The 19,554-nt window shown below is 62.3% G+C and carries 17 protein-coding genes and 1 riboswitch; of the genes, 10 read left to right on the top strand and 7 right to left on the bottom strand.

Features of this window, described 5'->3' with window-relative positions:
* Positions 1-149: 149 nt before the first annotated feature.
* From DC363_RS15245 to DC363_RS15215, 6 genes are all read right to left on the bottom strand, one after another.
* Positions 150-1,541: an MBL fold metallo-hydrolase gene (locus DC363_RS15245; protein ID WP_108642020.1), complete on the bottom strand. Its 1,392-nt coding sequence runs from the start codon at positions 1,539-1,541 to the stop codon at positions 150-152.
* Positions 1,542-1,615: 74 nt separating this feature from the next.
* Positions 1,616-2,551 (bottom strand): LysR substrate-binding domain-containing protein, encoded by a 936-nt coding sequence (locus DC363_RS15240; protein ID WP_108642019.1) that lies wholly within the window; start codon positions 2,549-2,551, stop codon positions 1,616-1,618.
* A 320-nt stretch (positions 2,552-2,871) separates the two neighbouring features.
* Complete coding sequence (locus DC363_RS15230) at positions 2,872-3,849, bottom strand: ABC transporter substrate-binding protein (RefSeq protein WP_108642017.1); 978 nt, start codon at positions 3,847-3,849, stop codon at positions 2,872-2,874.
* Complete coding sequence (locus DC363_RS15225) at positions 3,846-4,586, bottom strand: ABC transporter ATP-binding protein (protein ID WP_108642016.1); 741 nt, start codon at positions 4,584-4,586, stop codon at positions 3,846-3,848. The genes DC363_RS15230 and DC363_RS15225 overlap by 4 nt, the downstream gene beginning before the upstream one ends.
* On the bottom strand, positions 4,579-5,340 hold the full coding sequence (locus tag DC363_RS15220) for an ABC transporter permease (protein ID WP_108642015.1): 762 nt from the start codon (positions 5,338-5,340) through the stop codon (positions 4,579-4,581). Before DC363_RS15220 ends, DC363_RS15225 begins: the two co-directional genes overlap by 8 nt.
* 48 nt (positions 5,341-5,388) lie before the next feature.
* Positions 5,389-6,000, bottom strand: coding sequence for a YkoF family thiamine/hydroxymethylpyrimidine-binding protein (locus tag DC363_RS15215; protein ID WP_108642014.1), 612 nt, complete (start codon positions 5,998-6,000; stop codon positions 5,389-5,391).
* Positions 5,993-6,099: riboswitch (TPP riboswitch) on the bottom strand. Its footprint overlaps the gene before it by 8 nt.
* A 155-nt stretch (positions 6,100-6,254) precedes the next feature.
* Between DC363_RS15215 and DC363_RS15210 the strand changes: the two genes are divergently transcribed.
* Entirely contained in the window at positions 6,255-8,564 is a 2,310-nt protein-coding gene (locus DC363_RS15210) for a Tex family protein (RefSeq protein ID WP_108642013.1), read from the top strand.
* A gap of 222 nt (positions 8,565-8,786) precedes the next feature.
* On the opposite strand, the gene DC363_RS15205 is transcribed toward DC363_RS15210, so the two are convergent.
* A complete protein-coding gene (locus DC363_RS15205; RefSeq protein WP_108642012.1) occupies positions 8,787-10,031 on the bottom strand; it encodes an ABC transporter substrate-binding protein in 1,245 nt (414 codons plus the stop codon).
* Between the two features lie 252 nt (positions 10,032-10,283).
* Here DC363_RS15205 and DC363_RS15200 point away from each other — a divergent pair, with 252 nt between their 5' ends.
* From DC363_RS15200 to DC363_RS15160, 9 genes are all read left to right on the top strand, one after another.
* Positions 10,284-11,057, top strand: coding sequence for a carbohydrate ABC transporter permease (locus DC363_RS15200; RefSeq protein ID WP_241963032.1), 774 nt, complete (start codon positions 10,284-10,286; stop codon positions 11,055-11,057).
* On the top strand, positions 11,054-11,953 hold the full coding sequence (locus tag DC363_RS15195; protein ID WP_108642010.1) for a carbohydrate ABC transporter permease: 900 nt from the start codon (positions 11,054-11,056) through the stop codon (positions 11,951-11,953). Before DC363_RS15200 ends, DC363_RS15195 begins: the two co-directional genes overlap by 4 nt.
* 4 nt (positions 11,954-11,957) lie before the next feature.
* The gene (locus DC363_RS15190) at positions 11,958-13,040 is read left to right on the top strand and encodes an ABC transporter ATP-binding protein (RefSeq protein ID WP_108642009.1); all 1,083 of its coding nucleotides are present in this window, start codon (positions 11,958-11,960) and stop codon (positions 13,038-13,040) included.
* On the top strand, positions 13,037-13,798 hold the full coding sequence (locus tag DC363_RS15185; protein ID WP_108642008.1) for a GntR family transcriptional regulator: 762 nt from the start codon (positions 13,037-13,039) through the stop codon (positions 13,796-13,798). Before DC363_RS15190 ends, DC363_RS15185 begins: the two co-directional genes overlap by 4 nt.
* 3 nt (positions 13,799-13,801) lie before the next feature.
* Positions 13,802-15,112 carry a family 4 glycosyl hydrolase gene (locus DC363_RS15180; protein WP_108642007.1) on the top strand — a complete coding sequence of 437 codons (1,311 nt, stop codon included), beginning with the start codon at positions 13,802-13,804 and terminating at the stop codon, positions 15,110-15,112.
* Positions 15,112-15,834, top strand: a complete 723-nt coding sequence (locus DC363_RS15175) for a glucosamine-6-phosphate deaminase (protein ID WP_196778438.1) — start codon at positions 15,112-15,114, stop codon at positions 15,832-15,834. Before DC363_RS15180 ends, DC363_RS15175 begins: the two co-directional genes overlap by 1 nt.
* Complete coding sequence (locus DC363_RS15170; RefSeq protein WP_108642005.1) at positions 15,831-16,856, top strand: BadF/BadG/BcrA/BcrD ATPase family protein; 1,026 nt, start codon at positions 15,831-15,833, stop codon at positions 16,854-16,856. Before DC363_RS15175 ends, DC363_RS15170 begins: the two co-directional genes overlap by 4 nt.
* On the top strand, positions 16,853-17,629 hold the full coding sequence (locus DC363_RS15165; protein ID WP_108642004.1) for an MOSC domain-containing protein: 777 nt from the start codon (positions 16,853-16,855) through the stop codon (positions 17,627-17,629). The genes DC363_RS15170 and DC363_RS15165 overlap by 4 nt, the downstream gene beginning before the upstream one ends.
* 403 nt (positions 17,630-18,032) lie before the next feature.
* Entirely contained in the window at positions 18,033-19,484 is a 1,452-nt protein-coding gene (locus DC363_RS15160; protein ID WP_108642003.1) for a Hint domain-containing protein, read from the top strand.
* The last annotated feature ends 70 nt before the right edge of the window (positions 19,485-19,554 follow it).

The following is a 19,554-nucleotide window of genomic DNA, read 5'->3' as shown; positions in this document are numbered from 1 at the left end:
AGGAAATCTTTTAAGGCACGACCGCGCAATAGAGGCCGATTTACAATTGCGCCCGCGCCAATCCGTTTTTTAACCGGCAAACGCAGGACCGCAGGCCAATGGCGCAGCCTGCGGCCCCGTGTTCTGCGATGGCACGCGCGCATCGCCTGTCACTCCGGCTGTTCGACGGCGTAGCCTGCGGCTTGCCAGGCTTTCCAGCTTCCCGGCACGTTGCGCACATGTTCAAAGCCGTTCTTTTTCAACAGGCTCGCCGCAATCGACGCGCGGAAACCGCTGGCGCAATAGGTGGCATAGGCGGCCGCACGATCAAGACTGTCGAGGTCGTCGCGCAGCGTTCCAAGAAAGGCGTGGCGCGCGCCGGGGATGTGGCCGCTTTCCCATTCGTCGGGCTTGCGCACGTCGAGCGGTTGCAGATCTTCCGCTTTCTTCAGCTCATGCACCGAGACCTGGGCGAGCTGGGCAAAATCGCGGCCCGCCTCGCGCCAGGCGGCCATGCCGCCTGCAAGATAGCCGCCAAAATCGGTAAAGCCCGTGCGCCACAGCAGCCGCAGCACCCGGGGCAGATCACGATCATCGTGCAGGACAAGATGGATCGGGCGCTCCGGGTCGAGCAGCCAGCCGGCCCAGACCGAAAGCTCGGGCCGGGCCCCGATATTGAGACTTCCCGGCACGTGACCGGCGCCGAAATCCAGCATGTCGCGCACGTCGAGCAGTTGGGCGCCGCCCTCCGCGGCTTCGGCGAAACGCTGCACCGTCATCGGCTCGATCCGTGGCAGGTTGCGCAGTACTTCGGGGCCGTCGGAATTGACCTTCTTCATGCGTGGGTAATGGTTCGGCACCGGCGGCGCGTCCCCCAAAATCGCCTCTTTGAACGCATCGAGGTCTTCGATGCGGGCGTAGCGGTTGAACCGGCGTTCATAACCGATGGTGGAGGACATGCGGTCACCGATATCCGGCCCGCAGGCCGACCCCGCGCCGTGGCAGGGGTAAAGGATCACATCGTCGGGCAGCGCCATGAAGACGTCGCGGACCGTGTGGAAAAGCTGTTCGGCCAGCGCGTCAGACTGATCGTCGCCCAGTAGATCGGGGCGTCCGACGCTGTCGACGAAAAAGGCATCGCCCGACAGGACACCCCAAGGGGTTTCGGTGTCGCCGTCAAAAAGCAGATAGGACATATGCTCGGGCGTGTGTCCGGGCGTGAAACGGGCCCGCATCCGCATGCCGCCAAAGGTAAATTCGTCGCCGTCGCGCACGGGCTCATGCTCAAACCCGTATTCGGCGCCGCCCTCGGTGCTGACGTAAAGCTTTGCCTGCCCCCCGAGCCGGTCCACCAGTTCACGCGCGCCGCTCAGAAAATCGGCGTGGATGTGGGTTTCAAACACATGGGTGATGGCCAGACCGAAACGGCGGGCGGCCTCAAGGTAGATCTCCACGTCCGGCCGGGGATCGACAACCGCGCAGGTGTGGGTTGCGTCGTCGCCCAGCAGGTAGGAGCATTCGGCGACGCCATCGGCCAGAATCTGTTCGAATCGTAGGGTCATATCGGGTCCTCCTGTCAGACAAACCACGCAGGTGCGCCGGATGTTCCGGGCCGCGCGGCAGGCGCGGGGACCGGCTACGAAGACCCGTCATCGTGCGCCCGGGCGACGATCCAGTCATGGAAGACCCGAACCTCGGGGCGGTCCAGCGCGGCGCGATCGGCGACGATGTAATGGTGCAGGTCTGACAAGATCGCCTCCTCGACCGGCCTCACAAGCCGTCCGGCCGCCAGATCATCGGCCACAAGAGAGGATCGCACCAAGGCGAAGCCGGCACCGGCGCGGCAGGCGTCAAGCATCGCCGAAAAGGTCTCGAACTCGGGGGTGGAGCGGTCGTCAAGATGGCGCGCGATCCGGGCGTCCTTTGCGAGCGCTTCCCCGTAGATCTGCACCAGCCACCGTTCCCAATCCAGCACCGTATGACGCCCGCCGCGATAGCGCAGCAGGGGCGCGGCGCAGAAGGCTTTGGTGGGTGGCAGGGTTTTGGCAACGTCGGGCGCGCAGACCGGGAACTCCTCCTCCAGCCTGAGCCGTCGGCTGTCCAGCTCCGGGCTGGCGCCGCCCAGCCAGACCGCCAGATCGGCCTCTCCGGCTTTCAGGTCCGCGCGGCGGTAGTCCATCGACAGGTTGACCGAAATGTCCGGATTGTCGCGCAAAAAACCTTCAAGACGCGGGGCAAGCCATTGCGCGCCGAATTCCGGTGTCGTCTGGAGGGTCAGACGGCCCGCCGCACCGGCCCGGCGGGCGGTGGCGACCCCGTCGCGCAACAGGGCAAGCCCGCCCTCGACCGCGGGACGCAACGTCCGCCCCGCCGGCGTAAGCACCGCACCCGTCCGGCTGCGCACGAAGACCGGCTTGCCGACGAACTCCTCAAGCTGCGCGATCTGGTGGCTGACCGCCGTCTGCGTCAACCCGAGCGCCTCGGCGGCGCGGGTGAAGTTTTTCAGCTCCGCCACCGCAACGAAGGCGCGCAGGCAGGTCAGGGAGGGCAGGGCGGTCGAGTTCACTATCATGAGAGAAATTGATGGAAGTCATGTTGTCTATCCGTTTCACAGAACAGCCCTTGCAGTCGATGTTCAAGAAAATTGTTCATGTAAGGAATGCGAAGATGTTCAAACGCCTGTTTCGGACCGCGCGGCAGACATCGCCCACCTCTGACACGCTGAGCGCGTATCTGCGGCGTGATATCGGGCTACCGTCGGACCACGACGGGCCTGCGCCGTGGCCACTATGGCCCACGCTCGGCCGGTGAGGGTTGCCGTCAGATGCCTCTCTACGGGCCGCGCGGGAGAATAGCGCGGCCCTTCTATGGCTGGTGGTCGCTTGGCCTTGGTTATTCGGCCATCCAGCTTTGGTCGAACCAGTCCGACACGCTACCAGGCCATGCAAGGGGCTGGCCGTCGGTCCCGCGCAGCACGCCGCTGTCATAAAGGAACTGCGCCATTTCCGTCAGACGGGCTTCGTCGATCTGGCCCACGGGCGTCGTGCCATCGGTCAGATAGCCGCCTTCGTCGATCACGCGCATGGAGCCGCGGACGAGGTCTTCATTGGGGAAATCACCCGCGCCGATCAGGATTTCGGCCGCTTCCTGCGGATGGGCGGCGGCCCATGCGTAGCCCCGCTGGGTCGCCTGCATGAAGGCGTCCACCGTCTCGGGGTCGCTTTCCAGCAGCGCGGTTTGCGTGCCGATGTAGCCCCCTTGCGGTTCGGGGACGCCATAATCGGCATAGACGAAATGCGACTGCTCGTGTCCCAGAAGCGTGCTGTTCACCCCTTCCCAGGTGGTGACCTCAAGCGTGAAATCGACCGCGCCCGAGGCCAGCGCCTCATAGGCGCCCGTGCCCAGCGTCACCGTGTCGTAGTCCGCTGTGCCGCCGTCCGCCTCGATCATGGTTGAGATCAGGGCGTCTTCCCAGGCGCTTCCAAAGCCTGCGTAGGTCTTGCCCTCCAGATCCGCAGGGCGCGAGATCGCGTCGTTGTTGCTGTTGTAAACCAGCCGCCCGGCCTCTTTCTGGATTGTGGCCCAAAGCGCCGTGATCGGCGCGTCGCCCGCCTTGGCGGACATGAAACCGAGCGCGGTCATATAGGCGAAGTCCACGGCCCCCGCGGCCAGAAGCGCGGTTGAGGCGGTGTCGGAATAGGGCAGGATGTCCACCGTCAGCCCCGCGTCGGCGTAGAAGGCTTTCTCTTGCGCGACAACAAGACCGATGTGGTTGGTGTTCAGCGTCCAGTCGAGGGCGATGCTCACCTCATCGGCGGCAAGGGACGTGGCCGCAAGGCCAAGGCTAAGGCTCAGGGGGGCGATCTTCATGATGTATCCTTCAATAACATGCGTTTCAGGGTTGAGCGGGTCCCGGCCAACGCAGTCTCGCTGCGCGCGCCGATGGGTGTGGGGATGGGGATGTCTGCCACGATGCGACCCGGCCCGCCGGTCATGACCAGCACCCGGTCGGCCATCTGGGTTGCCTCGTACAGGTCGTGGGTGACCATCAGGACGGCGCGCGGGCGCTCGGCCAGCCGTTCAAGCAGCCAGTCCTGCAAGCGCAGGCGGGTCACCGCATCCAGCGCAGAGAACGGCTCATCCAGCAGCAGCACCGGCGTGTCTTGAACGATGGTGCGCAGGAACGCGGCGCGCTGGCGCATGCCGCCGGATAATTGATCGGGGAAGCTGTCCTCATGCTCCTCCAGCCCGAAGATTGGCAAGAGTTCGGTCACGCGCGCCCGAGCGGCCCGCCGGTCCATGCCGCCGATCTCAAGCCCGAGGGCCGCGTTCTCGACGGTGGTGAGCCATGGAAACAGCGCGTCCTGTTGCGGCTGATAGGCGATGTCGTGGTGCGGGAAACGGGCGAGCACGCCGTCGATCGTAGCCCGCCCCTGCGCCGTCAGTTCCGGCGCAAGCACGCCGGCCAGCCATTTGATGACCGAGCTTTTGCCGCAGCCCGAGGGGCCGATCAGACAGGTCAAGCTGCCTTCGGCAAGGCTGAGCGACAGATCCTTCACCAGCGGCTCCGCGCCCGCCCGGATGGTCAGATTGCGCACCTCAAGCATGGGCGCCCCGTCGATACCGGCGGCCTGTTATCCGTTCGATCCCCGCGATCACGGACAAAAGCGCGAGCGTCAGGCAGGCCGAGACCAGCACCGCGGACAGGACAAGATCGGCGCGGAAATTGTTCTTGGCCGCAAGGATGTAGATGCCAAGCCCCCGCCGCGCACCTGCGTATTCGGCGAAGATCGTGGCGACGATGGCATAGGTCGCCGAAATCCTGAGCCCCGAAAAGAACTGCGTCCGCGCCGAGGGCAGAGTGGCACGACGAAAGACGCTCCATCGCGTGGCCCCCATGGACACCAATTGGTCGCGGAACGCGCGCGGCAGGCTGGCATAGCCCGCCGTCAGGCTGACCACCATGGGAAAGAAGGTCACAAGGATCACCAGCAGCACCTTCGGCAGCAAACCGAACCCGAACCACAGCACCATCAGCGGCGCGAGGGCGACGATGGGCACCGTCTGGCTGGCGACAAGAAGCGGCATCAGGCCCCGGCGCAGCCAGCCCGAGAAATGCAGGACGACCGAAACTATGAAGGCGAAAGCGACCGAAAGGCTGAAGCCCACCACCGCGACCCCCAGCGTGGCCAGCGTGTGCCGCGCGATGTCGTCCCACTCGACCCGCAAGCCGTTCACCACGTCGCTCGGGGCGGGCAACACAAGGGCCGGGGCGCCGGTCAGGGCCACGTAGCCTTCCCATAGGCCGAGGAAAGCCGCCAGCAACACGAAGGCCGGAAAGAGATGTTTGATGCGTGTCATATGCTCCGGATGCAGGGCTCACGCGCCCGCTTCCGTCTCCGTCACATCTCAGCGCAGGCTGGGACTGTTGGCCGAGGCCGTCATGTCGATGGTCACGTGCCCCTGCGCCGGACCGAAGCGCAAGAACGCCTGTCGCAGCGTTTCGAACACCGCGCCGGCATCCCCGCGCAGACGTGTGCAGAAGTTCTTGGACCCGTGGAAGGTGCCGCTGCCCTTCAGAAAGTCGATGCAGCCGTAGATTTCATCCATGTGGTTGCCGGACCCCATGACATAGAGCGAGAATTGCACATCGATCCCGACGCCCAGATCGGGGGCCTGAACGACCGCTTGTGCGGCCAGCGCTTGCCGGTCGCTCAGGGATTGCTCCTGCGCCTGCTCCAACGTTTCGCAGCGGCAGCTCGGGTCGTCCGGCTCACCGGGGCAGCCGCGCGAGAAGGTCACGTGCATCGTCACATGTTCGGGCCGTTTGGCCGCCGCCGCGAACAGATCGCGGATCGCGGCGAACAGCGGCTCCGGCGCCCCGACCATCAGCGTCGACATGTCGTCGGTCTCGATCCTGAGATCAGCCTCGTAAGGGGAAAGGGCCTCAAGCCCGGTCATGATGACATCCACGAAATCGGACGTCATCGGATACAGTGACACTTGCGCGCCTATGAACATTGCTGCACCTCGCTCCGCTGGCATTACCCAGATCAGCTGTGAAGGGTCTACGCCTCATGCGTATCTCAGCTCCGGACCGGAGCACCCCTGGTTATGTGGGGGCACTATCGGGCGGCCGATTCCGGTTGTCAACCGGGCCGAAAATCCCGAACAGCGGGGCGCGCGGACGGCGCCGATCCGCGCGCAGAATACGCGCTTGGCCCCCGGTCGCATCACCGGTATCACGGATCATCCAGACAGCTTGAGGATGCCCCATGACCGCCGTAGCCGACCGAATTGCCCGCACCATTGCCGGTGACATTGATGCCCGCCCCGAACAGGTCAGGGCCACGGTGGCGCTGCTGGATGGCGGCGATACCGTGCCATTCGTCGCCCGCTACCGCAAAGAGGTGACCGGCGGTCTGGATGATGCGCAACTGCGTAAGCTGGCCGAGCGGCTGGACTATTTGCGGGATCTCGAGAAACGCCGCGCATCGATCCTAGATGAGGTCAGAAATCAGGGAAAACTAACCGACGATCTGACGCGGCAGATCGCGGGGGCCGAGACCAAGGCCGCGCTTGAGGACCTTTATCTGCCGTTCAAGCCGAAACGGCGCACGCGGGCGATGATCGCGCGCGAGAACGGGTTGGAGCCTTTGCTGCGGGCAATTCTGGCGGACCGGACGGCCGTGCCGGAAACGCTCGCCAGGGATTACCTCTCCGAGAACGTAGCGACGGAGAAGGACGCTTTGAACGGGGCACGTGACATTCTGGCCGAGGAGCTCGCCGAGAACGCCACGCTCTTGGGCCGGTTGCGTCAGGTGATGCAGGAGATTGCCCATGTGACGGCGCGCGTGAACCCCGGCAAGGAGGAGGCGGGGGCCAAGTTTTCGGATTACTTCAACCACTCCGAGAAATGGGCAACGATCCCGTCGCACCGCGCCTTGGCCATTCTGCGCGCTTCGAAAGAAGAGATCGTGACGGTCGATATCGGTCCTGCGGATGAGGACGGTCTGACGCGTCTTGTCGGGATCATTGCTGCCGAGATCGGCCTAGCCGGACAGAGCCCCGGCGATGTCTGGCTGCGCGAAGCCGCAGCTTGGACGTGGCGCGTCAAGCTGAGCCTGTCGATGTTCATGGACCTGTTGACCGACTTGCGGCGCAGATCACACGCGACGGCCATCGACGTCTTCGCCCGCAATCTGCGCGACCTTTTGCTGGCGGCCCCCGCAGGTGCACGCACCACCCTTGGGCTCGATCCGGGCATTCGGACCGGATGCAAGATCGCGGTCGTCGATGGCACCGGCCGGCTTCTGGACACCGCCACGATCTACCCGTTCCAACCGCGCAAGGACCTGGCCGGCGCCGAGGAGACCCTGCGCCACCTGATCCAGAAGCACAGCGTGTCGCTCATCGCCATCGGCAACGGCACCGCCAGCCGCGAATCCGAGCGGCTGGTCGTCGATGTTCTTAAACGTCTGCCCGAGGGTGTCGCCCGCCCGACGCCGGTGATCGTGTCCGAAGCCGGGGCTTCGGTCTATTCGGCCTCGGAGTTGGCGTCGCTCGAATTTCCCGATGTCGATGTGTCTATTCGCGGGGCGGTGTCCATCGCGCGGCGTTTGCAGGACCCGCTAGCCGAACTGGTTAAGATTGAACCCCAAGCGATTGGCGTGGGGCAGTATCAGCACGACGTGGATCAACGCCAGCTTGCGCAATCCTTGGCCGCCGTGGTCGAGGACGCCGTGAATGCGGTCGGCGTCGATCTGAACACCGCCTCCGCGCCGCTGCTGTCGCATATCGCGGGGCTGGGGCCGTCGCTGGCGCAGAGCATCGTGGAACACCGTGATGCCAACGGGGCCTATGTCAGCCGCAAGGACCTTCTCGGCGTGCGCGGGCTGGGGCCGAAGGCCTATGAGCAATGCGCCGGTTTCTTGCGCATCACCGGCGGGAGTGAGCCTTTGGACGCGTCGTCGGTCCACCCCGAAGCCTACGGCGTAGCCCGCAAGATCGTGCAGGCCTGTGGGCGCGATGTCCGCGACATCATGGGCAACACTGGTGCGCTGGCCAATCTGCGGGCCGAGCAATTCGTGGACGAAACATTCGGCCTGCCCACGGTGCGCGACATTCTGTCCGAGCTGGAAAAACCCGGGCGCGATCCGCGACCGGCGTTCAAGACCGCTGCCTTTGCCGAGGGGATCGATAGCATCACCGATCTCAAGCCCGGCATGTCGCTCGAAGGGACCGTCACCAACGTCGCGGCCTTCGGGGCCTTTGTCGATATTGGCGTGCATCAGGACGGGCTGGTTCACGTCAGCCAGCTTGCGGACCGCTTCGTGAAGGACCCCCATGAGGTTGTGAAGGCCGGCGACGTGGTGCGGGTGCGGGTGACCGAGGTCGACGTGCCCCGCAAACGGATTGGACTGACGATGCGCAAAGACAACAGCGCAGGGCAATCGCGCAACAAGGCGACCGCAGCGAAGCCGAAATCAGGCGGTAAACGACATGCAACGCCTAAGGGCGATGGGGAGCAAAGTGCCCTCGGCTCCGCTTTGGCACAGGCGTTGAAGGGACAAAGGACGCCGTGAGCGGACAGGCGTCTGGCTCGCAACTTCGAGCGCGCATGAGCCTGTAGAGTGCCGGTTGGCGGCCGCGACGATACAGGCGCTTGGGGGGCTTTCCCTCCGCACCATTTCCGCTGGGACCGGCGCGGCGCTGGTGTCGGGCAAGACACAGAAGGTGTTGCCCTTTCGCGCGCTGAAAATACTTGGCCATTGCCCCGGCCACGATGTGCGGCCGGGGAAAATCGATCAGTTTTGCGAAGCAATGATGGCGGCGAGTTGATCCGCCCCGGCTTGCGCGCTCATGGAGCTGTCAGCCCAGAAGTTCGCCAGCATATCCTGAACCTGGCCCCACCCGTCGCTCGACAGGGAGGCTGAGATCGTCGGCAGGCCAGTGCCATCCTCGCTGCCGAGCACACCGGCGACAAGTTGTGTGCAGCTCGACATCGCGGATGTGTCGGCGGTGGAACTTGGTGGAACGGCCCCTTTGACGGCACCGAATTCCGCCTGAACGGTCGGATCAAGCAGAACTTCGACGAAGATATCCTGCGCTGCGCGGGTTTCGCCCGACGAGGGTTCGGGGAACATGAAACCGGCGCCTTCAACGACAACAGCATCGTTTCCGGGCGCGAGTGCGCAGTCCCAAACGGTGCCTTGTTCCAGCTCCATGTTCGCGAGCTCGGCCCCGGCCCAGCTTCCCATGATCTGGAAAGCCGCATCGCCCGATGCCAGCAGGTTCAGCGTGTCGTTCCACGCGCGGTTCGCCGCCCCTTCATCAGCCATGTCGGACAACGCCCGCATGGTTTCGAACGCGGCCACCATGTCCGCACTGCCAGCGGTGTCACTGTCTTTGTCGACAAAAGTTGCGGCATAAAGGTCTGATCCCCCTTCGCCGACGACAACCGAGGTGAACAGAATGCCAAGCTGCCAAGCCTGAGCGCCGACCGCGACCGGTATGATGCCAGCATCGCGCAGGGTGTCTGCGCTGGCGATGACGTCATCCCAGCTTTGCGGCATGTCCACGCCGGCTGCTTCGAATGCCGCGGGGGAGTAGTACATGAGGTTCTGCGTCTCGAGCCCGATCGGCAGCGCGTAGAGAGATCCGTCCTCGGTGCTGGAGATGTCGACCATCACGGGTGCAACATTTTCAACGCCGTGCTGGGACGCGATCTCGCGCAGGTCGCGAAGCGCACCCCCTTCGCCCAGCTCGATCGCCTCAGGTCCGAGGGCCAGGAATGAAGCGCCGGGCGCATCGCCCCCCGCGATGCGGCTCATCAGGATCGCCCGTGCATCCGCCCCGCCGCCCGGCGCGGCCGAGTCGACCCAAGTTCCGCCGCGCGCCTCGACCGCGTCCGCCAAAACTTGGATCGCCGCCTGTTCCGCTCCGGCGGTGAGCCAGTGGATAACGTCCAGCTCCGGTGCGTCTTGCGCAAGCGCCCCTTGCGAGAGCAGGGCTGCAACCGCCGTTCCGGACATTCGTTTGATATGCTTCATGATTCTTCCTCCCTGAACCGTGTATGCCCGCGAGAACGATGGCTGACAAAGCAGCCGGTCGGCCCGTTGACACCTTAGGTTGTAACCTGATATAACAGGTTGTGCAAGGTTTTGAGGGGGGCAGGCGCGATGGCTGTTGGACGAGCGGGTAAGCGCAAGTGGAGCGCGGGATGCACCGCGGTACTCACGCTCATGCCGACAGTTGTGATCTGTCTGATCGCTTATTACGGCTCAATTGGTTGGACCATTGGCATGTCGTTCACCACCTCGGGTATTCTGCCGAAATACGAGTTTGCGGGGTTCGATCAGTACATCCGGCTGTGGAGCGAGCCGCGATGGCACACGGCATTCGCAAACATGTTCATCTTTGGCGCGCTCTATGTTGGTGGGTGTCTCGTTTTCGGCGTCGCGCTTGCTATCGCTGTCGATCAGGGCGTGCGCGGCCGGAACTTTCTGCAGTCGCTTTTTCTTTACCCAATCGCACTGAGCTTTATCGTCACCGGCCTTGCATGGCAGTGGTTCCTGAACCCGACTGTGGGCTTGCAGGCCTTCGTGCGATCGCTTGGCTTTGAAGGCTTTGTTTTCGACTGGCTCTCCAGCCCCGAAAAAGCGATCTTCACCTTGGTGATCGCCGGTGTCTGGCAATCGTCCGGTCTGGTCATGGCGATCGTATATGCGGGTCTCGGGTCGATTGATTCCGAAATTTGGCGGGCAGGGCGCGTCGATGGCATTCCCAAGGTCCGCATGTATCGACGGGTCATCCTGCCGATGTTGACCCCGGTGCTGCTGGTGTGCGTGGTGCTGCTGGCTATGAACGTCGTCAAAAGCTACGATCTTGTTGTGGCCATGACCGGCGGCGGCCCCGGGTTTTCGACGGATCTGCCCGCAAAGTTCGTGGTCGACAACCTTTTCCAAAGGGCGAATATCGGGCTTGCTTCCGCTGGTGCCACGGTGATGCTGCTCGCGGTGCTGGTCATTTTGCTGCTATCGGCCTGTATCCAGAGAATTCGGAAGGCCAGACCGTGACGGCCGCCCGATCCGCCCGGTATCGCAGCCCGAGGCATCGCCAGTCGATCGTGCGTGCGCAACACTTTGGCCTCTATCTGTTTCTTTTCACGGCGGCGCTGTTCTTTTCGATCCCGCTGTTGATCATGATTTCCACATCTCTCAAGACAGCCGCGGAGGTGCGTGCCGGATCGGTCTTTGCCTTGCCGGTGGAGCCGGGCTTTGCGGCCTGGACACGGGCCTGGGGGGAGGCCTGTATCGGGCGAACCTGCGAGGGTATCTCGGCCGGCCTGTGGAACTCGGTTATCATCCTGATCCCGTCCACCGTGCTGTCCGTCGGCCTCGCGGCGCTGAACGGATACGCCCTGTCGCTGTGGAATGTGCCCCGGGCCGGTGCGATCCTTGCCGCATTGCTTTTGGGCGCGTTCATTCCCTATCAAGTGATGATCTATCCGTTGGTTCGCATGGCGTCGACCGTGGGGATCTACGGCAGCCTTCCGGGAATCGTCGCAGTGCATGTCATCTTTGGCATTCCGGTCCTGACGCTGATTTTCTGCAACTTCTACAAGGGTTTGCCGCCGGAATTGATCAAGGCCGCGCGGGTGGATGGCGCGGGCTTTTTCCGGATCTTCCGGCGCATCGTGCTGCCCATGTCGGGAAATATCATTATCGTTGCACTGATCCTTTCCGTAACGGGCGTGTGGAATGACTATCTGCTGTCGCTGATTTTTGCCGGACGCGACAATCTGCCGATGACCGTGCAGCTGGCTTCGCTCGTCGGCACGCGCATCGGTGTGCCGGAATACAACGTCAACATGGCCGCGACCTTGATCACGGCTCTGCCGCCGCTGCTGCTCTATCTCCTCTCCGGCAAGTATTTCGTCCGGGGTGTCACCGCCGGCGCGATCAAGGGATAATGATATGACACAGATCACCATACGCAATGCGGAGCGCAGCTACGGCGCGTTGAAAGTCTTGCGTGATGTATCGCTCGACATCGCCGATCAGGAATTCGCGGTGCTTCTGGGGCCATCTGGGTGCGGGAAGTCGACCCTGTTGTCTGCCATTGCCGGGCTCGACGATCTGCAAAGCGGGGAGATCCTGTTCGATGGCCAGAACGTTGCGGGGGTCGAGCCAGCCGATCGCGATATCGGAATGGTTTTCCAGAGCTATGCGCTCTACCCTTCAATGAGGGTCCGCGACAACCTGTCGTTCGGTCTCGAAACGCAAAAGCTGCCGAAAGCGGACATCCGCAAGCGCGTCGAATGGGCCGCCGATCTGTTGCAGATCACGCCGTTGTTGGACCGCAAGCCATCGGCCCTGTCGGGCGGGCAGCGTCAGCGCGTGGCGATCGGGCGCGCGCTGGTGCGGGAAGCGTCTTTGTTCCTATTCGATGAGCCGCTGTCGAACCTTGATGCGAAGTTGCGAACCGAGATGCGGGTAGAGATCAAGGCGCTGCATCAACGATTGGGCGCAACGTTTATCTACGTCACCCATGATCAGGTTGAAGCAATGACACTGGCCACCCGCATTGCTGTGATCAACGGCGGTGTGATCGAACAATTCGCCACCCCTGAAGAGATTTACAATCGGCCCGCCAGCCTTTTCGTCGCGGGATTCATCGGCGCGCCGCCCATGAACCTGATCCCCGCTGTCGTCCGGTCTGACGCGGGGCAGGCTTATGCCCAACTGGCGGATGGCGCCCTGACAATTCCGGGACTGACAGCGGCAGACGGCACCGAGATCGTTGTCGGCATACGGCCCGAGGATCTTGCCCTGTGCGAAGAGGGTGAGGCCGCCGATCTGACCGGCAAGGTGGTGGTCGCGGAACTCTTGGGCGCGGACACGTTGGTGTGGATCGAGGTTGCCGGTCAGCGGATCGCAGTACGGCTTGCCCCCGAAGACGCCGATCGCCTTGACCCCGTGGTGCGGCTCAGGGCGACGGCTGACCGTATTTCCGTTTTCGATGCCGCGAGCACCAAGAGACTGGAGTTGACACGATGACCCTCGCCACGCTCCACGACGAGGTACGGGAGGCGATCCTGAGAGAAATCGCTGCCGGGACCTTCAAGCCGAACGACAAAATTCTGTCGGAGCGGGAGATTTGCGAACTGCATGGTGTCAGTCGCACCACCGCCCGCCGCGCGATCTATGATCTTGTCAACGATGGCGTCCTTTATACCGTTTCGGGGAAGGGAACCTTTGTGGCTGAGCGGCCGCTTCGGCAAGAACTGCGATTGCTGGTTGGCTTCACTGAAGATCTGCGCAGTCAGGGGCAGGATGTCCGGACCCGAGTGTTGGCGCTGGAGCGGGTCGAAGCTAATGAGGACATCGCGTTAGCTTTGGGGATGCGCGTGCAGGCGCCGGTGACCAAGCTAAGCCGTTTGCGGTTGCTGGGTGATCGGCCCCTTGCGATCCAGACGTCCTACTTACCGGAGCATCGCTGTCCAGGGCTACTGCACTACGACTTCGCGGAACGATCGCTTTTCGATACCTTGCGCCGCGATTTCAACCTCACCCTCGTCGGGGGCACGACAACCATTCGCGCAGCGCTTGCGAACCCAGCCGAGGCGGAGCTCCTTAAGCTTGTGCCGCCCGCCTCTGTGCTACGGACCGAGCAATGCACGAACCTTGACAGCGGCGAGGTGATCGAGCTGTGCCTGTCCAGTTTCCACGGCGAAAAATTCGAACTCAGCTCGGCCACCGGCCCGCAGAACGGCGCGCAATTCACAACCGTGTATAGCGGTGAAAGGAAGCATTGAACCATGGCAGCCATCAAGATCGCTTATATCGGCGGCGGAAGCACCCGCGCGCCGGCCGTGACCCGCGGCATCATCGAGCGGGCGGAAGCCTTCGCCGGGTCCGAAGTCGTTCTGATCGACCTTGACGAGGATCATCTTGACGTGATCCTGCGTCTGTCCCGGCGCATGGCCGAGAGTGCAGGGGCCGACATCACATTCAGCGCGACGACCGACCGGCGCGCAGGTTTGCGGGACGCCGACATTGTGTTGACCAGCTTTCGTCCGGGCGGGTTTGAAGCCCGGCGGCAGGACGAATTGATCCCCTTGCGTCATGGCGTGATCGGGCAAGAGACCCAGGGACCCGGCGGGTTCTTTATGGCCCTTCGCGCGATCGAGGCCTTGAAGCCGATGCTGGATGACATGAACGCCGTCTGCCCGAACGCGATCCTTCTCAATTACACCAATCCGGTCAACATCGTGGCACAGGCGGTTGCCAGCTACGCGCAGCGGCAGGTCATCTCCCTCTGCGAAGGGCCGATCATCTTTCCCCGCGAAGTGGCCGAAGCGGCGCAGCTCGACCCCGAACAGCTTGATGTGACGATGATCGGCCTGAACCACGGGTCGTGGTCCATCCATCATGAACATGCGGGGGACGATCTTATCGAAAAGGTTCGCGCTGCCTTCCAGGAGCGGGCGCAGGATCCAGGGATGACAGCCCAGGAACGGCGGTTGTTGCATATGACGGCCACGTTCGGGTCGGTTCCGGCCCAGTATTTTAAATACTACTATTTCCGCGACGAAATCCTTGCAGAGTTGCAATCGTCACCAACGTCTCGCGCCGAGGATATCACGGCGGACGTTCCCGATCAGTGGGCGCACTATGCCGAGCAGGCGGATGCGTCCAACCCGGCCCTCGATCCGGCACGCTGTCGAGGGGGTATGGACCTTCTGGAGATCGCAGTGGACGTGATGGACGCCATCGCCAACGACAAGGCTGAGGTCTGGCCCGTCAATGTGCCGAACTGCGGTGCGATCCAGGGCCTTGCCGACGATCTGGTCGTCGAAGTGCCTGGCCTCGTGGGCCGTCGCGGGGCACGACCCATCGCCTCCGGGCCCGTGCCCGCCAACGTGCAGGGGCTCGTCGCAGCCCTTGCGAGCTACCAGCTGTTGACCGCGGAAGCCGCGTGGCACGGCTCAAGGGAGATGGCTGTTCAAGCCTTGGCGGCAAATCCGCTGGTGCCGTCTCTCCCGGTTGCCGAAGCGCTCTATGCGGAAATGGCGCAAGCGCAATCCGCGCATCTGCCCGCGCGGCTCGTCGACGGGGGGGGCGGTTGATGCAGGTCAGGATTTTTGATGACGCTGGTCTGCTCGCTGTGGAAGGGGCCAAGCTGACAGCACAGGCCCTGACGCAGGATCCGCAGATGGCAATCACGGTTGCCACAGGCAGATCGCCCATTGCCCTTTATGAACAACTGGCCAAGCTTCGCCGGCGGGGGCAGGTAGACACCGATACGGTGAAGGTGTTCCAGCTCGACACCTACCTTGGCATCCCCGAGGACGATCCCCGTTCGCTCTGGCGCTGGATGGAAGAGGCGTTCCTTCGTCCCTTGGACATTGGCAATGACCGCGCCGGGAAGTTCGACGCGATGACGCAGGATGTGACGGCGGAATGCCGTCGATATGACGGTGCCATCGCTGCCTCGGGTGGTCTTGGCCTTGCGGTCCTGGGGTTGGGGCCAAACGGCCATGTCGCCTTTAACGAACCGCCATCGGGCGCTGACGCACCGACCCGCGCCGTGACCCTCACGGCTGACAGCCTGAACAGCAATGCCGGCTATTGGGACGGTCTTGACGTGCCCAAGCAGGGATTGACGCTGGGGATGGCGCCACTCTTGGCAGCCCGCAAGGTGATCTTCGTGGTCACCGGCGCGCATAAGCATGCAATTCTACGCAAAACGATTGAGGGTCCCGTAACGCCCGACGTTCCTGCCTCGTTGTTCCAGGACCATCCCGACGCCCTTGTTCTGGCGGATCGTGCTGCCTGGGACGGGCCATGAGGCATGGCGGCTACGTCTTGGGCGTCGATGGGGGAGCCTCAAAAACGGTCGCGCTTGTGGCTCGGTGTGATGACGGCACGGTCGTGGGGGCAGGGCGCTCTGGCAACGCGGATATCTATCAGACGACGCGCGCGGAAAGCCATGTGGCCGATGCCATCGCACAGGCCGTCGCCGACGCGGCCATTGCACCGGAACACATCTTGGCCGCAACCTTGAGTCTTGTAGGTGCTGACTGGCCGGAAGATTTCGAACATTGGCACAGCAAACGCGCGGAATTGGGGCTTGGGTGTCTTCCAGCGCAGCGTTTTTCTGTCGTGAATGACGGAATTGGCGGGCTGGAGTCCCTGAGCGAGGCCGGTGCGGCGGTTGCGGTTGTTTGCGGCACGGGGGCCGCCGTCAGTGCCCGCAGTGCCGGGGGCGTCACATGGCATTCCAGCTTCTGGCAACGCACGCAGGGTGCGGTCGAGCTGGCCGAGGCCGCGCTTGAAGCTGTCTATTTGGCTGAGTTGGGCATCGGACCCGCGACAGCGCTGACGGCAGAAGCTTTAGCGCATTTCGGCGTCGCGGATGTCGAAGCGCTGTTGCACCGGTTTACAGGTCGGATGGCTTCACGGCCCGCAGAGATCGGCTATTTCGCGCCGCGTCTGGTTCGCGCCGCCGAGGAGGCTGACCCTGTGGCCCGGGATATCGTTCTGACCCATGCGGACAAGCTTGCCGATTATGCCCGGGTGGCCGCGCGCAAGGTCGGGATCGCCAGCGGTGCGCCCGTCACCTTGCTGTTGTCCGGGGGCGTATTCCAGTCCGGATCCGAGCTGATGAAAGATCGCGTCTGGCAGATATTCCAAGGCCGCTTTCCCGCCGCCCGCCGTGAGGAAGCGAATGCGATACCGGTGGTCGGGGCGGTGGCGCTCGCGTTGGATCTGGCCGATGCCACTCGGGTGGACCGCCACACCATCACTTCGACATTGCCAGACAGGCGTTTCTTTCAAACGACTGGCCGAAACGACGGAGATACCCCATGAAGATCGAAGCCCTGCATATCTATCCGGTGAAATCCGTTGGCGGCATGCCGGTGAGATCGGCCGTTATCACTCCCTCCGGATCCCTGAGAGGCGACCGCGAATGGATCGTGGTAGCGGATGATGATCAGGTGCGGTGGCAAGGCGACATTCCGCAATTGACGCTCTTGTCCGCAAAACTGGACGGAGAAAAGTTGAGTGTCCGCAACCGTGCGGGCGAGACGGTGAACATCGACGCGGACCATGCAGGGCGGGACCGCTGCGTCATGCAATACGGGTTCGATTTTCCGGCGGTGGACGCGGGCGACGAAATGGCCGAGGCAATCTCGGACTGGACGGGCCATGCCGTGCGTTTGGTCCGGGTCGGAGAGGCCGCCCACCGTTGGCCCAAACTTAACCCGGTTCACGTCGTTTCAGACAAGTCGCACGCGGCGTTGAACGACCGCTTGGCCGACAAAGGCCAGCCGACGGTTGAGATCGAACGCTTTCGCCCGAATGTGATTCTGTCCGTTGAGCACGCCTGGCAAGAGGAAGAGGTTTCGACAATCGATTTTGGGGATGCCCGCCTTGTCCTGACTGAGCCATCGGTCCGCTGCGTGCTTCCGAACATCAGCCGGGAAACAGCACAGGTTGCCCGTGAACCACTCTACACGATCGCGACGATGAGCCGGGAGCGCACCTCAGGCCGCAAGGCGAGTTTCGGCATCTACTCCCGCGCGGAGGGAGTTCATCTGACGGTTGGAGAGCGTGTCGTTTCCATGGTCTGCTCTCATTGAATGCCCACGGCCTCCGGGTCGGTTAGGCAGAAGCCTGTCTCGGTGAAGTTCAAACTCAGCTTCACGGGCCGGGGCCCCAAAATGCGACTGCCGTACTCGTAACCCCGGCCAGCACCATGGCAGTCTTGTAGCATGATGGTAAAACCTGCGCTCAACAGGTAACGAAGCAGAGTGATTTGACCTTGTGATGAATATATCAGTTTCGCCCGAAAATAAGATTCTTCGTATGGAGACACTTTTTTGGCTCGGTCGAACGAAAGGGCCGAGATGATTGTCTCTTGCCGCGCCTTGGGTTAGTATTGTCCTCTAAAGAAAATGACCTTTTCCACGGCGCAACGACGCCAACCGGTTGCTGCATTTATACAGCCCGAGTTTCAGAAGAGGCAGTTGAGGAACGAGGCTCGTGGCGACATATATTATTGTTGGCAAGAACGCTGACCCACTTGGACCGAACGAAATCCACGCGGGCACGTCCATTGATGTCACGAATGGCGACGTATTTATCGTCTCTGAATCCGCGGACGACGATGTAAAATTCGAATCCGCCACCGGCAACGCAACCAATTTCGAAGTCCGGTTCGAGACCAGCAACAGCAACGATTTTCACATAGATATTGAAGAGAATCTGGACGCCGAGGTTACAATTTCGAACGGGGTTGATCTCTCCGAGGTCGATATCAAGGCGGAACACGCACTTTCAGTCACGATGACAGTCGGTGACGATGTTTCGCTTGGAGAATTCGAAGGCTCGAAAAACGGCGTTGATGTAGTGACCATCGGCGACAGATTTTCGACCGATCACGATATCAAGCTGAATGGCGGCGATAATTTCCTGACCATTGGCGATGACGCTTCCATACGCAAGATTGAGACCGACGACGGAGACGACACCATCACCATCGGTGACGGGTTAACCGCGGGTGACATCAAGATCGGCGACGGAGACAATACGATCACCATCGGCGATGTCGCGGTCGTCGATGACATCAAGTCGGGCAAGGGCGACGACAGCATCACCATTGGTGACGGGTTGATTGCCGACGACATCAAGATCAGCGGTGGCGACAATACGATCACCATCGGGGATGACGCTGTTGTTGATGACATCAAGACGGGCAAGGGCAACGATACGGTAACGGTCGGTGATAATTTCACCGCCGATAAGCTTGAGACGAAAGATGGCGACGATACCGTGATCATCGGGACCGGCGGGTCGATCGACAAACTTGATGGCGGCAAGGGGGACGACACACTTCGCTCCGGCACGGATTTCCCCGATGCGAAGAACTTCGAGACGATTTGCTTCGCACGTGGAACACGAATCGATGGCGAAAATGGTGAGGTCCGGATCGAGACTCTGCGGGTGGGTGATCGGATAAGAACGCTGGATCACGGCTTGCAAAGCATCCGCTGGATAGGGTCAACACGCGTGCCCGGACGCGGCGCGCATGCCCCCGTACGGATCGCTGCAGGGGCCTTGGGAAATACGCGCACGCTCTGGGTTTCGCAGCAACACCGCTTAATGTTGTCAGGGTGGAAAGTGGAATTGCATTTCGGCGAGGCGGCGGTGCTGATCCCGGCCAAACATCTTGTTAACCTCAATGGTATCCAAATCGTCGAAATAGCATCGGTGGAATATTTTCACATGCTGTTCGACCGGCATGAAATCGTCTTTTCCGAGGGGATCGAGAGCGAGAGCTTCCATCCCGGCGCTGTCGGCATGGCCACACTTTCAGAAGAGACAAGGGCCGAGATTTACTGTCTTTTTCCAGAACTGATGTCGTATCCTAACGTGTTTGGAAAATCGGCTCGCCTGTCGCTGAGGTCTTTCGAAGCGAGCCTTCTGGCCGCATGAGGTCACTTGTTTTCTGCTCAGCCAGCCCATCAGTGCAATGCGCAGGGCATCATCACCGAATTTATCCGGT

Source organism: Thalassorhabdomicrobium marinisediminis, from assembly GCF_003072065.1.
Taxonomy (GTDB): Bacteria; Pseudomonadota; Alphaproteobacteria; order Rhodobacterales; family Rhodobacteraceae; genus Octadecabacter; species Octadecabacter marinisediminis.
Note: the sequence above shows the minus strand (reverse complement) of the source record. Positions and strands in the feature narration are given on the sequence as shown.